Below are 16,333 nucleotides of genomic sequence, written 5' to 3' on the forward strand. Positions count from 1 at the left end.
CTCTAATATGAATAGAGTAGAATTAAAGGAGCGTATATGATGTCAGACCAATTAAAAAATGAAATATTAAATAGAAGAACTTTTGCAATCATCTCCCACCCGGATGCCGGGAAAACGACATTAACGGAGAAATTGCTCTTATTCGGTGGCGCGATCCGCGATGCCGGAACAGTAAAAGGAAAGAAGTCCGGTAAATTTGCGACTTCCGACTGGATGGAAATTGAGAAGCAGCGCGGAATTTCCGTAACTTCTTCCGTTATGCAATTCGATTATGACGGACACCGCGTCAATATCCTGGATACCCCTGGACACCAAGATTTCAGTGAAGATACTTATCGTACGCTGATGGCGGTGGATAGTGCGGTCATGATTATCGATGTAGCAAAGGGGATCGAAGCTCAGACAGTGAAATTATTCAAAGTCTGCAAAATGCGCGGCATTCCGATTTTCACGTTCATCAATAAAATGGACCGCCAAGGGAAAGAACCCCTTGAATTGATGGAAGAACTGGAAGAAGTATTGGGCATCCAGTCATATGCAATGAACTGGCCAATCGGCATGGGGAAAGAATTCCTTGGAATTTACGACCGTTTCAACAAGCGGATCGAGCCATTCCGTTCACAAGGCAACCGCTTTTTGGCGTTGGATGAAAATGGCCAATTAGCTGAAGAACATGAAATGACGAAAACGTCTTATTATACTCAAGCGATGGAAGACATTGAATTGCTGGAAGAAGCCGGCAACGAATTTTCCATCGACCGTGTGAAAAAAGGCGAATTGACGCCAGTGTTTTTCGGGTCTGCTTTAGGGAATTTCGGCGTCGAAACGTTCCTGGAAACGTATCTTCAATTTGCTCCGCCGCCCCAGGCGCGCGAAACGCAGGAGAAAGAAGAAATCAGCCCTGTTGAAATGCCGTTTTCTGGCTTTGTCTTTAAAATCCAGGCCAATATGAATCCGGCTCACCGGGACCGCATTGCCTTTGTCCGCATCGTCTCAGGAAAATTCGAAAGAGGTATGAATGTTACCCTTGCAAGAACCGGAAAATCATTTAAATTATCCCAAACCACTCAATTCTTAGCGGATGACCGTGAAACGGTCACGGAAGCAGTAGCAGGAGACATCATCGGCTTGCACGATGTCGGCAACTACCAAATCGGCGATACGATCACGAGCGGCAAGAAGTTCCAGTTCGAAAGCCTGCCGCAGTTCACGCCGGAACTGTTTATGAAAGTAACGGCGAAAAACGTCATGAAACAAAAACATTTCCATAAAGGGATTTTGCAATTGGTCCAAGAAGGCGCCATCCAGTATTACAAAACGCTTCATCTCGAAGAAGTTATTCTTGGAGCGGTTGGCCAACTGCAATTTGAAGTGTTCGAACACCGCATGAAAAATGAATACAATGTGGATGTCCGCATGGAGCCGGTCGGCAATAAAATTGCCCGTTGGATTGAAAATGAAGAAGATGTAAAAGAATCGATGTCCAGCAGCCGTTCCATGTTAGTGAAAGACCGCCATGACAATCTGGTCTTCTTATTTGAAAATGAATTTGCGACGCGCTGGTTCCAGGACAAAAATCCTGAAATCAAATTGTATAGCCTTTTATAAAGCCTGCTGTTGCAGGCTTTTTTCTTTGAAAATGATGCGAAAAGAAGGTACTTAAATTTGCGGTTCGAAGTGATTTTACATATGATAAAAGAATGAGACTAAGAGAGGGTTTTGAATAGATGAGATTAAGCGATTTTTCAATTAAGAGACCTGTTTTTACGATTGTCATCATGCTGTTGGTGATTATTCTTGGTGCGGTATCTTTCTTTAAGATTCCTGTTACCTTAATACCGGAATTAAACCCTCCCATCGGAGTGGTCGTAACGAACTACCCGGGTGCGAGCCCGACTGAGGTCAGCGAAAAAGTGACAAAGCCGCTAGAGGCGAATTTGTCTACATTACCAGGAATTGAATCCATCCAAAGCTCGTCCCAGGAAGGATCCAACTTTATCTTGCTTGAATTTGACTGGTCCACAGATATGGATGATGTTCAGGCAGACATTACGCAGCGAATCGATTTAACACCGATTCCCGATGACTCAAACCCGCCACGGTTTTTGAAATTTGACCCGGCTCAATTCCCGATCCTTCAATTATCTTTGCGTGCAACTGAAGCTGATGAAGATGTGCGGATTTTAGCAGAAGAATTGGAAACCGAATTATTGCAGACAGATGGAGTCGCCAATGTTAATATTTCGGGTTCATTAATTGAGGAAATCAATGTTGCGTTAAATCCGGAAACTTTGGAAGAAAAAGGGCTGCAGCAATCGGATATTGTCCAGTTAATCCAAGCAAATAATATTTCTTTGCCTGGTGAACCGATTGAAACGGAAGATGGACGAAATTTAACTACCCGGATAGTCAGTACTTTGACAAGTGTTGAAGATATCCAGAACCTTGTAGTTACTGTCAATCCGTTAGATGGAGAAAATGTTACCATCGGTGATGTAGCAGAAGTCACACTCGGAGAACGGGAAAGAACTTCAGAAACACGGGCAAATGAAGCACCTGCTGTCCTATTATCAGCACTTCAGGAATCCGGCGCGAATACAGCGGATGTTTCCAATGCGTTTCAAGAAAGATTGGATGAACTTCTTAAAGAAGAAAGGTTTGCCGGAGTAGAAGCGGATATCTTATTTGACCAAGGCGATTACGTCCAATTGGCAGTTGGCAATATAGGGCAAACGTTAATATTTGGCGGTATTTTTGCCATGCTTGTGTTGTTCTTTTTCCTCCGTGGGATCAAGAGCCCGATCATTATCGGAGTAGCGATTCCTTATTCCGTGATTGTTACGTTTGTATTAATGTATTTCTCAGATTTTGCTTTGAATATCATGACGCTTGGAGCGCTGGCACTCGGCATCGGGATGCTCGTCGATAATGCGATTGTCGTTATCGAAAATATTGAGCGCCATTTGGCCATGGGCAAAACTTCACGGCAAGCTGCTTCTGACGGTGCCAAAGAAGTTTCAACAGCTATCATTGCCTCGACTTTAACGACCATTGCCGTATTTGTACCAGTCATCTTTATTACGGGCTTGATCGGCGAAATCTTCACCGAATTTGCCTTGACGATTTCATTCAGTCTTTTTGCCAGTTTAGCTGTCGCTTTGACCGTAATCCCTATGCTTGCTTCCCGCATGTTAAGCAAGCCAAAAGGGAACATCGAGGCCAGAAAACGGCGTTCGAAGGGATTGAAAAAATTTGAACGGTCCGTTAAATGGGCTCTGGCTCATCGATTAGCCGTAATTTTAGCTGCATTGGTGCTTCTAGGCATTGGAACTTTGGGGATCCTGCAAGTAGGTACAGAATTCCTTCCAGCTACCGATGAAGGATTTGTCAGTGTGTCCGTTGAGCTGGAAAATGGAGCCTCCCGGTCAGCCACAGATGAAGTTGTCAATCAGATAGAAGAGGAACTGAAAAAAGAAAAAGATATAGATGTTTTTGTGAGCCTGATCGGAACCACTCAACAAGGGCAATCGCAGGGAACCTCGGCAACGAATACGGCAGAAATTTATGTAAAAATGATTCCTTTGGATGAGCGGGATCGTTCGGTATTTGAATTCGTTGACGAAGTCCAGCCGCGGGTTCTTGATACAATAGGGGAACAAGCTGAAGTCAGCTTTAATTTGCAGACAGCTGCCGGTTCCACCCCGAATAGTTTAACTTTTACAGTTACTGATACAGATAAAGCCAGATTAGACGAAGCCATCAGCCGCCTGAGCGAAGAGATTCGCAAACTTTCGGATGTCACGGAACTGACAAGCGATCGGGAAGAAACGATTGATGAACTTCAAATGGTGATCAATAAAGAAGCAGCAACAGAATACGGGCTTGCGCCTGTCCAAATTGCACAAACAGTCAATAATACGACACGAGGGGTGCAAGCTTCTCAAATACTTGCCGAAAACGATGAAGTATATAGTGTATTCGTGAAGTTTGATGAAGAATACAAAAATAGTGTTGATAAATTGCGCACGCTTAAATTGCGTACACCGGCTGGGCAATTCGTTGAATTGCAGGAACTAGCTGATATCAGCATCGAACAAGGTCCGGTAAGCATTCAGCGTGTGGACCAAGCTGAAAGTGTTTCGATTACCTTGCAATATAAGTCGGACATTAGCTTAGGTGATATGTCTGATAAAGTGGATAAAGTGATAGAAGAATTAGATCTCGATGAAAATACGGTCATCACCTTTGGCGGTGACCGGGAATTGTTCGAGAATGCGATAAACGATATGCTATTGGCTGTCATTCTGGCAGTCGTCCTGGTTTATATTGTCATGGCGGCCCAGTTCGAGTCTTTCAAATATCCGCTCGTGATTATGTTCACCGTTCCGTTGATGTTTATTGGGGTGGCCATCGCACTTTTCGTTACACAAACTCCAGTCAGCATTACTGCGGTAATCGGATTGCTAGTGCTGGTCGGAATTGTTGTCAATAACGGAATCGTTTTGGTCGATTATATCAATCAGCGAAAAGCTTCTGGACTGGAATCGTATGAAGCCATTATCGTTTCAGTAAAAGACCGTCTCCGTCCGATATTGATGACAGCCCTCACCACGATTTTAGGATTGGTTCCGCTGGCGATCGGCATCGGAGAAGGCACAGAAATCAATCAGCCGATGGCGATTACCGTTATCGGAGGAATGGTCAGTTCCACATTCCTTTCGCTCTACATCGTGCCGATTGTCTACAGCTTATTCGACCGCAACACCAGAAAGATGAACAAAAAGCAGGGATAACTCCCTGCTTTTTATTTTTTTTGCATTTTTTATTTGGAATATTTAGTATAATCAATGAAAATCAACTTCAAATGATTGGCATGTTTGGGGTGAGAGGAGTTGGGTTCATGGAAGAGATCGTTTTCACAGGTTTTCCTGGATTTATTGCAAGCCAATTAATCCGCACGGTCCTTAAAAAAGAAACGAGTGCAGCAGCCATCGTTTTGCCGACAGAAATGGAGAAAGCCAAAAAGGAGGCGATTGAAATTCAGCGCCTGACCCGTTGCGAGCCCATCCGGTTGATGCAAGGGGATATTACAAAAGAAGGACTGGGGTTGAACGATGCAGATGCGGCCTTTTTAAAAGAAAAAGAAGTGGTATTCTGGCATCTTGCAGCGATTTATGACCTCGCTGTTCCCCGTGAAATCGCATGGAAAGTAAATGTGGAAGGGACGAAAAATGTAAATCGGTTTGTTTCGGAACTGCCTCGGCTAAAGCGCTATATGTATTTCAGCACGGCATATGTGGCAGGTGACAGAGAAGGAACTTTGTATGAAAACGAATTGATCCGGCCAAAAAATTTCAAGAACTTCTATGAAGAGACGAAATTTGAAGCGGAGCTTTTAGTTGAAGCCATGAAAAAAGCGTATCCTGTAACCATCATCCGGCCGGGAATTGTCCGAGGGAATTCCGAAACCGGCGAAACCATCAAATTCGATGGCCCTTATTTCTTTTTGAATATGATTGACCGGCTTCGAAAACTGCCCATTATCCCTTATATCGGAAGGTCTACTGCTTTTATCAATGTCGTTCCGGTCGATTACATATTGAAAGCCTCGGTCTATTTGAGCAATCACAAGGAAGCAGAAGGAAAGACCGTCCATTTGACGGATCCAAGTCCGCATCCGGTTGAAGAAGTCTACAGAAAAATGGTTCAAGAAATAACCGGTAAGACGCCTAAACTTCGCCTGCCGCATGCAGTGGCAGCCTTGTCTTTGAAAAGTGTTTCTTTGCAGCGTTTTTTAGGAGTGGAAGCAGAAACGTTGGATTATTTAACCTGGAACGCCCATTTTGATACCGCAATCGCACAGCGGCTCCTCGAAGGATCCGATATCGTTTGCGCTGATTTTTTGGAAACGATACCGGCCATGGTCCGATTTTACGAACTTCATAAATTTAACAAAAATTTTCATGTGACGATAGGTTAGAAGTTTACTTCATCCTAAAAGGTGCTATAATGATAGTACAACTCAATACACTTTGGCTTTCAGTCAAGGGGGAGTAGCTTTAGGGAAACCTATTTCATAATCGTCAATACATGGTTAGTAACCATCGGTTATGATAGCGATTTTAATTGCTTAGCGAGACCTTTGCCTTTTATTAGGCAGGGGTCTTTTTTGCTGGCAAAAATTAGGAGGAGAAAGAGAATGGAAGCAATATTATTGGAGTATGCCTGGGTCCTGCTGGTTTTAGTGGGTCTTGAAGGGCTGCTTGCTGCGGATAACGCAGTCGTAATGGCGGTAATGGTAAAACATTTGCCAAAAGATCAACAGAAAAAAGCTTTATTTTACGGTTTAGTGGGAGCTTTCGTCTTCCGCTTTGCAGCACTATTCATGATTACATTGCTTGTGAATATTTGGCAAATTCAAGCCATCGGAGCAGCTTATCTCTTGTTCATCTCGATCAAAAGTATTTACGAACAGCGTAAAGGCGAAGATGATCATATTCTTGATGACAATGGCGATAAAGTGGAGAAAAAAGGTTCTAGTTTCTGGATGACGGTTTTAAAAGTAGAGCTGGCGGATATTGCGTTTGCAATTGATTCTATGCTAGCAGCCGTTGCCCTAGCCGTTACGTTGCCGCATTTGGACCTTTTTGGACTCGAAGATATCGGAGGCATTAACTCCGGTCAATTCGTCGTAATGCTGATGGGTGGTTTAATCGGTGTAATCATTATGCGATTTGCAGCTCATAAATTTGTCCAGCTTCTTGAAAAATACCCACAGCTCGAAACCGGTGCATTTGTCATCGTAGGATGGGTAGGGGTAAAACTTTTAGTCATGACTTTGGCGCACGAAAAAGTTGGCATTTTGCCGCATGATTTCCCGCACTCCACTCCATGGACACTTGTCTTCTGGACAGTACTGATTGGTATTGTTGTAGTAAGTGCCATTTTAGGGGTCCGCAAAAACAAACAAGAAAATGCTTAATCGAAAGCTTCCTTCGGGAGGCTTTTTCTTATGGAAAATTATTCTTAAGATGCGGACATAAAGACGTAAAATTCTCCGAATATATATAAGGAACTGGCTACCTCTTCCTTTTCATTTCGATATGCTGCCGTTACAATCAAGAGTAGCAAAGAAATGAAAAGAGGTGAATGGTCATGCTATTGTCTGCAATTACAGGGTTATTTGGTCGAGACAGCAAATTTTCTGCTGAAGAATTAGCACTGCTCGCCAAGAGCGGGGATGAAGAAGCGTTAACGGAATTGCTCCAATCCTACGCCCCTTTTGTCAAAAAAACTGCAGCACAAGTATGCAAACGATTCATCGATCATCACGATGACGAATGGAGCATTGCATTGTCAGCGTTTCATGAAGCGGTCAAAGGATATGAAAAAGAGAAAAATGCTTCCTTCCTCACATTTGCCCATTTGATCATTCGCCGAAGAATGATCGATTTTATTCGAAAAGAAAGCACCCGTTCTGAATTCACACATGACTTTCAAGCGCCGACAGATGAGGATGAGCCAAACCACTGGATCGAAGCGACTTCAGCTATTCAGCATTACGATGCAAAAAAGGAAGCTGAGATCCGCAGAGAAGAAATTGGCTTATATGAGAAGATGCTTGCTATATACAAACTCGATTTTCAACAATTGGCTAAAATATCGCCAGCTCACGAAGATGCCAGAAAAACAGCTGTGCAAATTGCCCAGATGATTACTGAGACAGAAGAGTATTTTGGCTATTTGCAAGAAAAAAAGAAGTTGCCGATCAAAGAAATCGAACAGCATGTCAAAGTATCGCGTAAAACGCTTGAGCGGAATCGGAAGTACATCATTGCCCTAGCCATCCTGCTGAAAAGCGATTTGTATTACTTAAAAGATTATTTAAAGGAGCGGTTGCTTTAATGCAAATGCAAAAAGGAATTTGTCTGGAATTGAATAATGACCGCTCCGTGTTCATCCTGAAGGACGGCAGATTTGTAGAAGGGCGCCCGGCAGATGGAGCGGCTGTCGGAGAAGAAGTGTATTTCTTTCCGAAAGTTAAAAGAACCAAAAGCCGCCTGAAGTCCATTGCGGCTCCTGTTGTATTGGCAGCTGCAATCCTTATGTTAGTTTTATCGGCGTTGCTTCCATCTCAAGAAGCCTATGCGTATGTACAGATCGAAGTGAACCCAAGTATTGAAATAGGGATAGACGATAATTTCCAAGTCGTGTCTTTAAGGGAATTGAATAAAGACGGAATGGAAGTCGTTTCAAAGATAAAGGATTGGGAGAATCTCTCGCTGGATGAAGTGCTGGAAAAAGCCATCCGTTTATCATTGCGGGAATCGACCGAAGAAGTGACCATTACGACGGTAGTGACGGGCGATGAAAAGGAGCATTCGGAAGGCCTTGAAGCGGCAGTAATGGCTGTTTCAGCCAAAGTGGCAAAAGAAAAATTAGAAGTCCATTTAAAAGAAGCAAGTCCAGCCCAATGGAGAAAAGCGGTTAAGGACAATGTGCCGGTAGGCCAAAAAGTAGAAGATTTTAAAGTTTTCAAGGAAACTTCAAAAGCGAAAGAAATTCCGGCGGACAAGAAGCCCACTGTAAAAGAGAAGAGCGAGCAGAAAGACAGCCGGAAAGATCCCGTGAAAGCAGCTCCTCAGTCCCCTGTGCAGCCTAAAGAAGCACCGGCGCCAGAGCAAGAGAAAAAGCAGGCACCACCGGGACAGGAGAAGAAAAAAGCGACTCCGCCGGGGCAAGAGAAAAAGCAAACACCGCCAGGGCAGGAGAAGAAAAAAGCGACTCCGCCGGGCCAAGAGAAAAAGCAGGCACCGCCAGGGCAGGAAAAGAAAAAAGCGGCTCCACCGGGCCAAGAGAAAAAGCAGGCACCGCCAGGGCAGGAAAAGAAAAAAGCGACTCCACCGGGCCAAGAGAAAAAGCAGGCACCGCCAGGGCAGGAAAAGAAAAAAGAGAGTCCGCCTGGCCAAGAGAAAAAACAAGCACCGCCGGGACAGGAAAAAAAGGATCAAAATGGACCGCCTGGAAATCATAAAGGGAAAAACGGAAAAGAGTAGAAGCTCAGCTTCTGCTCTTTTTGTTCGGATAAGAAAAGTAATTTATTTTCCCCTTTCTTTTTTAACATTCTTTTCATAGAATAAGGAAAGAAGATAAGGCCGAAGGGAATTAAAATCTATGAATAAAACGCTTCAAAAAATAAAGTCTTTGACGCCTGCACAGGTAATCGTTTCGTATTATTTCGTAGCGATTGCCTTTTCCTTTTTGCTGCTCAGCTTGCCGAATGTGCATTTGCCCGGGATTAAAATCAGTTGGATTGATACATTATTCACAGCTGTAAGTGCAGTTAGCGTAACCGGATTAACGGTCATCAATATTTCGGAAACCTATTCGATTTTTGGCATTGCGGTATTGCTGTTCATCCTGCAATTAGGCGGAATCGGCATCATGTCCATTGGAACGTTTTTCTGGCTATTGGTGGGGAAACGAATCGGGCTTAGAGAACGCCAATTGATCATGGTAGACCACAATCAATTCAATATGTCCGGAGCGGTCAAGCTGATCCGCGAAATCATTAAAATCCTTCTGCTGATCGAAGCAGTTGGAGCCGTAATTTTTACGTTGTATTTCACCCAGTATTTTGATGGATTCGACGAGGCTCTGCTTCACGGAATTTTTGCTTCCGTCAGTGCCACAACCAACGGCGGATTCGATATTACTGGCCAGTCGATGACTCCTTACTTCAATGATTATTTTGTGCAGATCATTAATATGATCCTGATCATCTTAGGGGCAATCGGATTCCCGGTATTGATCGAGCTGAAAGAATTTTTATCCCATAAAAACAAGAAATTCCGCTTTTCTTTGTTCACTAAAATTACGACTGCGACGTTCGGAGCCTTACTCGTGATCGGGACCCTTGTCTTGTTGGCTTTCGAATCGTTTAAAGCTTTCAAAGCCTACTCTTGGCATGAAACTCTTTTTGCTGCGATGTTCCATTCCGTTTCTTCCCGCTCTGGCGGAATGACAACGATGGATATTACACAATTTAGTGAAGCGACCAATCTGTTCATGAGTGCCTTGATGTTTATTGGGGCATCGCCAAGTTCAGCCGGCGGCGGTATTCGGACAACGACTTTTGCAATTGCGATATTGTTCCTGATCAATTTTGCGCGAGGAAAGAACACGATTCAAATCTTTAAGAGAGAAATTCAACTGATCGATGTATTTCGCTCCTATGCCGTGATTATTCTGGCAGGATTCATGGTTTTGGTAGCTACCATGGCGTTGATCTTAACAGAACCAGAAGCCAGCCTGATTGAAATTGTTTTTGAGATCACTTCAGCGTTTGGGACTTGCGGTATGTCGCTTGGCATTACCGAAGACTTGTCAGGTCCCGGTAAATTCATCATCATGGCCTTGATGTTTATCGGGCGTGTCGGTTTGATATCGTTCCTCTTCACGATAGGTGGAAAGACGGATCCAACAAAGTTCCATTATCCTAAAGAGCGCGTGATCATCGGGTAATGATTTGCTGCCTTTATATACAGAAAAGCCACAAAAAGACTATAAACCGTGCCTTTTTTCGATTTAACCATTATAATTGGTATAATAGATTTTTAATCGGAGATGAGTGAAAAGAATGAATGAAGATATCAAGCAATCGTTGAAATTATTTATCGTGATGTCGCGAGCCCATAAAGCGATTTCTGAACAGACCAATCAATTTTTCCAAGCAAATGGCGTGAACCCAACCGAGTTTGCGGTGTTGGAGCTTCTTTACCATAAAGGCAAACAGCCATTGCAGAAAATTGGCGGAAAGATTCTGTTAGCGAGCGGGTCCATCACGTATGTAATTGATAAGCTGGAAAAAAGAGGCTATATTACGCGCGTCAATTGCCCGTCAGACCGCCGCGTCACTTATGCGGAAATCTCTGAAGCCGGAAATGAATTTATGAGCCGGATTTTCCCGGAACATGAAAAGCATCTTCATGAGCTGACAAATGCCTTGTCGAGCGAAGAAAAAGAGCAGGCGATTGAATTGATGAAGAAACTTGGATTGTCCATCAAGGATTTGTCTTATTAATAAAAGCGGAGCTTTTTACAGCTTTGAGTCTAAACCCATATTTGGCACCAAAAAAAGCAGCCTGCAAGGGCTGCTTTTTTGCTGTTTAGTTGGTTGAGTCGATGGTTTGGCCCATTTTATAAAGTCAGGCGTTGCATCAACCGCAGTTTTATCGAAAATTGTCAGGCGGACAATGAGGTCCTCTTTTTCAAAGACGACGCCTGTCACTTTTCCTTCTTCGCCCGGAATTTCATAAACCGAGGAGTTGATGAAATCGTTTCCTTGAAGTGCTGCACCTTCAGTCAATTCGCCTTCGCTGCTTGAAGCTTGGACGGTTTGTTTCATAATGTCTTCAGCATAAGCAAAGTCGATATCTTCAGGGGAAAAAGTTTCAACACGCATGAAGACGGAAGAATCGGAAGTAAGGAAAAGAGAATCTTTTCCAGGCTCTTCAGAAGTCAGCTCGTAAGCTGGCAATACCGTCATTTCGTATGCCTGTTCAGGGCTTTGGATAACGGTGCCTTCTGCTTCCGGCTCTTCGGCTGCTTCATCCGTTTCGGCCGCTTCTTCTGTATCGCTGTCAGCGTCAGAAGGAGCTTCTGTTTCTTCAGAATTTGCTTCGTCCGTTTCTTCAACGGCTTCTGAATCCTCAGCAGCCTCTTCTGCCGGCGTTTCTTCAGCAGTTTCGTTGTCTACCACTTCTTCCGTTGCCTGATCCGGAGATGAGCCGGTATTTTCATCAGCGGTTTCTTCCGACCCGCATGCAGCCAAGAAACCGCCGATTGCTAGAATAGATGCCGCAAATAATAAATTCTTTTTCATAAAAAATTCCTCCCTTTACTCTAGTTGACGCATCAGCCTGCCAATATGTTTCATTTTAGGCAGCCAATGGCGCTATAAGAAACAATAATACTATCATAACGAGATGAGTGATGATAAGCAAAGGCATGCTGCGCTTCCATTCGTATAAGCCGCCAAGAACAAGGCCGGCAGCGAAGCCTGCAAGGGCGCCAAGCCAGAAACCGCTGATGCCGATCGCTAGCGCGAATAGGGCACTTGAAAGGAAGATCGTCCATTTCCCGGATACGTATTTCTTCAGCTCCTGCTGGACAAATCCTCTCCAGAAAATTTCTTCTCCCGGCACGATAAGAAACATCAGCAGCAAATAATGCCAAATTGAGGTAGGAGCATACGTGTTGAGAAACGATTGCACGGATCTTTCCACTGGCAGCGGAGACCAGTGCATCAGTTGAAATCCGCCTGCGATTAAGCCATAGATTAAACTGCCGAATACTATGCCATAGATCAAAGACTTCCATGTCGGCATTTCATCCAATATTTTTGTATAGAGCATCGCGATAGACATCAAGACCAAAATGGAAAAAGTGTACATATACCAAAAAATGGCAGTATCCTGAAAAGCCAAGTCATATAAAAACAGGGCTACCGGGATAAATAAAATCAATTTATGATTTTTTAAAAAAGTGAACATGAAAAATCCTCCTAAAAATGAAAAGCCGTCTTTAAAAATCCAGAACGGCTTGGCTGAGACTGTGTAAGTTATGTTAATGTTGTATACTGTTAAATAAGACCAATTTTTTAAAACGATTCGATCCAAAGGATAGAGCTGCCTATATTACACATGAAAGCTTAAGATATCCAATAATTATTATAACAGACGACAACCCATCATTTGGGGGCGAAAGGAGAATATTCTATGACCAATTATGAAGAAATGCTCGAGCAGCTAAAAAATGGCGAATTGGAATCCATCACCATTGAAAAGGAAAACTTTTTGGAATTCCGCAAAATATTAATTGAACGGCCGGATTTTAAGCATTTTCGCGGGGTAGCTTATCATCACGGCATCACGGTTTATACTTATACAGAAGAACCATCGAAATAAGCAGCTTTACATACAAGGGGGAGCACTATGGGGACAGTGAGAGAAGTTAAAAATCATTTGAACGGCTTGATTGTCGGCAGAGAGAAAGAAATCGATTTTATGTTGATTGCGCTGATCCAGGAAGGGCATGTCCTGCTGGAAAGTGTGCCGGGTTCGGGGAAAACCTGGATGGCGAAAGCATTCGCTGGATCGTTTACCGGCGGCTTTCGGCGTTTGCAGTTTACTCCGGACGTCTTGCCATCCGACGTGACAGGCATCCGTTTCTTTAATCCGAAGATCCAGGAATTCCAATTGCGGCCGGGAGCCGTTTTGACAAATCTTTTATTGGCAGATGAAATTAACCGGGCGACTCCAAGAACCCAATCGAGTCTGCTGGAAGCTATGGAAGAAAAGCAGGCTACAATTGATGGAGAGACGCTGCAGCTGCCCAACCCTTTCATTGTGATCGCTACCCAAAATCCGGTAGAGTCGCAGCAAGGCACATTCCCGTTGCCAGCCGCTCAATTGGACCGTTTTCTCTTTCGGCTGGAGATCGGCTATCCAACCTTAGAGGAAGAAATGAAAATCATCCGAAACTTCCGGGACAATGCCTCCCATAAGAAAGCGATCCAGGCAGTAGCCTCGATTGAAGACGTGCACCGCTGGTCAGAGGAAGCGAAAAAAGTGAAAATCCACGAAGATGTTGAAAAATACATCCTTAACCTGGTCCGCGCTACACGCGAGCATTCAATGATCGAATTGGGCTTGAGCTCGCGTGCAGCACTGGCTCTTGTCCATGCGGCCCAAGGAAAAGCGTTTATCGATGGCCGGAATTATGTTACGCCTGACGATGTGAAATATGTGCTTGAGCCAGTCGCTTTGCACCGTCTGCTCCTTTCAGCAGAAGGCATGCTGGTTTTAAAGCCGGCTGATGTGCTTCAGGAAATTTCAGAATCCATTCCTTTGCCTGTTGAGGCGATCTGACATGATGTGGACCCGTCATGACGATCATGCCAAAAACACAAAATGGATTTTCGGCTTCTTGCTGGTGTTTTTATTCCTGTCATTGGTTTTTCTGCAATTCAGGGCTGCTGCCGTTATTGCCTTTATCGCTGCGATTGTGGGTCTTCAATGGCTGTATTTTACAAAAGTCGGCAGTAGGCTGGAATTTAAAAACGACAAGACGCGGAAGCGGGTGCTGAACGGAAGTGAAACTTCCTGGGATTTGGTGTTTGCGAATAAAGGATTGCCGATTTGGGGCGGCAACTTGAAAATCTGGTTTTCTGACGCTGTTCAGCCCAAGAGCGATGGGTTGGTGAATTACGGGGAGCTCGTCGAAATGGATTTGCCTTTAACGGTGGGGCACAATGAGACAGTTGTGTTAAATGTGCCTTTGATCGCAAAGCAGCGCGGTTTAGCTCGCTTGAAAAAGATGGAGCTCAGCGTCCCGCATCCCTTCGGCGAAGGAAATGTTGTACTGGAATACAAACCGATGATTTTGCAGGAGCAGCTCGTCTACCCAAAACTCGGAAAGAATCGCTTCCATTATGCGCCTTCCCATCAACGGCCTGGCCAATTCAATTTAAAGCATTCGCTGTTTGAAGATCCGTTCCAGCCGATCGGCACAAGAGACTACGTGCCGTCGGATCAATTCAATCAAATCCATTGGAAAGCCAGTGCGAGAATGCAGACTTATCAAACGAGAATCGTTGAACGTGTGGCGAATGAGTCGATCTTGTTTGTCATGAATGTCGCTTCCCGTTATGCAACCATCACCAATTTAGAAGAGCGAATTGAAGAAGTGGCTTCCTATATAGAACATTGCTATAGAGAAGGCATTCCGTATTCGTTAGCGATTAATATCCGTTCCGCCGGAAAAACACCGTATCTGTATCTGGCTTCCGGCGAAGGGCAGACGCAGCGCCAAAAAGCGTTGGATGTTCTTTCATTGATCTCGAAGAACCATTCCACCATGCCGTTCCGTTCGATGCTGGCGCATTTGGATATCCATACAGAGCTCCCATTTACGACCTATTTTCTGTTGGAAGATCCGACAGATGCAATGGAGTTTGCTTCCAGATGGAGCAAGAGGACAGACTTGAAAATGCTGAATGGCGCTAAAGGAAGTGAAAGTGCATGATGAACGCACGTTTCCTTTCGGCGGGCAACTATATGCTCGATGCATTCGCCATTTCGCTCCTCCTCGTTTTTCTAAGAAATGAAGCGGACTTGCCGCTCGCTTTCATTTGGCTCGTGTTAAGCTTTACGGCTGCCATTCTAAGTTTCATCTTTTTTGCAAAAAGACCATATCAGGTAGGAGTTATAATTGCCCTATCTGCGGCTGTGATACCAATCGCTGTTTTGCTGGGCGCATCCGGTTGGATGGCCGTTTTCATGGGCCTCTTAACTCTTTACCGGCTGCATGCCCGATTCTCCATTTATGATGATGGAACAAATGCAGATGGAAAATTTCTGCTTGTTTTCGTTCTCCTCTTTTCAGCGAGCCTGGTTGTCGACTTGTTCAGCCCATTAGCAAATTCTTCAACGACCATTTTCGCCATCGTTGCAGGTGCTCTTGTGTTTTACGTGCTGTTCCGGATGGCTTATCGCTATTTGGAAGCGAGAACGCAAGGGGCAAAACCAGTTCAGGCAGTTGGTACTGTGTTGGCGGTACTTGGGCTGTCTGGAGGATCCTCTTTGCTTGTCTGGCTTTTGGGGGATGAGGTACGGCAAGGGGCGGCGATGGCTCTTGCCGGAATCCTTCGTGTCATTCTATGGCCGTTTGCGGGACTTATGGAAAAACTGACCGACTACCTGTCCGGTTTGTCTACCGAATCCGAAATGAAAGCGACTTTAGAAAAGTTGGGGCCGGAGGAAAGCGAAGAACAGGCGCAGGAAATGATCGCGTCCGGCAGTTTTGATTTTCCGTCTGAAATCTTTTTGGCTGTAGGGGGTGCAGCGGCGATTATTGCGTTGATCTTTTGGCTAAAGAAAGTGACCGTGGAAAAAGGAAGCGAAAAACCTGAAAACGAAGTGACGGTCGAACGTTTTGCAACCATTCCTGAAACCGTAGAAACTGAATCGAAGAGCCAAGTGGTTTATGGTGAAGTGGATCTTCAAGCAGTCCGAGAAGCGTTCCGTACTTTTGCGAAGGAAGCTGCAGCAGCAGGCAAAGGACGGGAAGAGTTTGAAACGGTCAAAGAGTGGGCAAACCGTATGGCGTGGCCGGTTTCTGAAGAGTTTCTCGAAACCTATGATTTGGTCCGCTATGGCGAAGGGGCGATATCCGAAAAAGATGCCTGTCCGTTTATAAATGAAATCCAAAAATTGAAAGAAAATTTTTTTGAAAAAAATGTTTAAAAGGAGTTAGCAGCGGGCATAGTATA

At 44.4% G+C, this 16,333-nt stretch carries 14 protein-coding genes; 12 read left to right on the forward strand and 2 right to left on the reverse strand.

Features of this window, described 5'->3' with window-relative positions; translation table 11 throughout:
- Window positions 1-39 precede the first annotated feature (39 nt).
- The 8 genes from BN1080_RS05920 to BN1080_RS05955 all read left to right on the forward strand — a co-directional run bounded on the left by BN1080_RS05920 (window position 40) and on the right by BN1080_RS05955 (window position 11,083).
- On the forward strand, window positions 40-1,608 hold the full coding sequence (locus BN1080_RS05920; protein WP_052651003.1) for a peptide chain release factor 3: 1,569 nt from the start codon (window positions 40-42) through the stop codon (window positions 1,606-1,608).
- 119 nt (window positions 1,609-1,727) lie between these two features.
- Window positions 1,728-4,793 carry an efflux RND transporter permease subunit gene (locus BN1080_RS05925; protein WP_052651004.1) on the forward strand — a complete coding sequence of 1,022 codons (3,066 nt, stop codon included), beginning with the start codon at window positions 1,728-1,730 and terminating at the stop codon, window positions 4,791-4,793.
- Between the two features lie 107 nt (window positions 4,794-4,900).
- The gene (locus BN1080_RS05930) at window positions 4,901-5,980 is read left to right on the forward strand and encodes an SDR family oxidoreductase (RefSeq protein ID WP_052651005.1); all 1,080 of its coding nucleotides are present in this window, start codon (window positions 4,901-4,903) and stop codon (window positions 5,978-5,980) included.
- A gap of 219 nt (window positions 5,981-6,199) precedes the next feature.
- A complete protein-coding gene (locus BN1080_RS05935; RefSeq protein ID WP_052651006.1) occupies window positions 6,200-6,982 on the forward strand; it encodes a TerC family protein in 783 nt (260 codons plus the stop codon).
- A 173-nt stretch (window positions 6,983-7,155) separates the two neighbouring features.
- On the forward strand, window positions 7,156-7,905 hold the full coding sequence (gene sigI, locus BN1080_RS05940) for an RNA polymerase sigma-I factor (RefSeq protein ID WP_052651007.1): 750 nt from the start codon (window positions 7,156-7,158) through the stop codon (window positions 7,903-7,905).
- The gene (locus tag BN1080_RS05945; protein WP_052651008.1) at window positions 7,905-9,056 is read left to right on the forward strand and encodes an anti-sigma factor domain-containing protein; all 1,152 of its coding nucleotides are present in this window, start codon (window positions 7,905-7,907) and stop codon (window positions 9,054-9,056) included. Before sigI ends, BN1080_RS05945 begins: the two co-directional genes overlap by 1 nt.
- Window positions 9,057-9,174: 118 nt before the next feature.
- Window positions 9,175-10,524, forward strand: coding sequence for a TrkH family potassium uptake protein (locus BN1080_RS05950; protein ID WP_052651009.1), 1,350 nt, complete (start codon window positions 9,175-9,177; stop codon window positions 10,522-10,524).
- A 115-nt stretch (window positions 10,525-10,639) separates the two neighbouring features.
- Window positions 10,640-11,083, forward strand: a complete 444-nt coding sequence (locus BN1080_RS05955) for a MarR family winged helix-turn-helix transcriptional regulator (RefSeq protein WP_052651010.1) — start codon at window positions 10,640-10,642, stop codon at window positions 11,081-11,083.
- Between the two features lie 15 nt (window positions 11,084-11,098).
- Here the strand turns inward: BN1080_RS05955 and BN1080_RS05960 are convergent, their stop codons facing one another.
- The gene (locus BN1080_RS05960; RefSeq protein ID WP_052651011.1) at window positions 11,099-11,884 is read right to left on the reverse strand and encodes a hypothetical protein; all 786 of its coding nucleotides are present in this window, start codon (window positions 11,882-11,884) and stop codon (window positions 11,099-11,101) included.
- Between the two features lie 55 nt (window positions 11,885-11,939).
- Window positions 11,940-12,554, reverse strand: a complete 615-nt coding sequence (locus tag BN1080_RS05965) for a CPBP family intramembrane glutamic endopeptidase (protein ID WP_052651012.1) — start codon at window positions 12,552-12,554, stop codon at window positions 11,940-11,942.
- Window positions 12,555-12,779: 225 nt separating this feature from the next.
- On the opposite strand from BN1080_RS05965, the gene BN1080_RS05970 reads away from it, so the two are divergent.
- From BN1080_RS05970 to BN1080_RS05985, 4 genes are read left to right on the forward strand one after another with little or no spacing between them, the layout of a single operon-like run.
- Entirely contained in the window at window positions 12,780-12,968 is a 189-nt protein-coding gene (locus BN1080_RS05970; protein ID WP_052651013.1) for a hypothetical protein, read from the forward strand.
- 27 nt (window positions 12,969-12,995) lie between these two features.
- Window positions 12,996-13,931: an AAA family ATPase gene (locus BN1080_RS05975; RefSeq protein WP_052651014.1), complete on the forward strand. Its 936-nt coding sequence runs from the start codon at window positions 12,996-12,998 to the stop codon at window positions 13,929-13,931.
- 1 nt (window position 13,932) lies between these two features.
- Window positions 13,933-15,087, forward strand: a complete 1,155-nt coding sequence (locus BN1080_RS05980; RefSeq protein WP_052651015.1) for a DUF58 domain-containing protein — start codon at window positions 13,933-13,935, stop codon at window positions 15,085-15,087.
- Window positions 15,084-16,307 carry a hypothetical protein gene (locus tag BN1080_RS05985; protein WP_052651016.1) on the forward strand — a complete coding sequence of 408 codons (1,224 nt, stop codon included), beginning with the start codon at window positions 15,084-15,086 and terminating at the stop codon, window positions 16,305-16,307. Before BN1080_RS05980 ends, BN1080_RS05985 begins: the two co-directional genes overlap by 4 nt.
- Window positions 16,308-16,333: the final 26 nt, after the last annotated feature.

Source organism: Planococcus massiliensis (genome assembly GCF_000821325.1).
Lineage (GTDB): Bacteria > Bacillota > Bacilli > Bacillales_A > Planococcaceae > Planococcus > Planococcus ruber.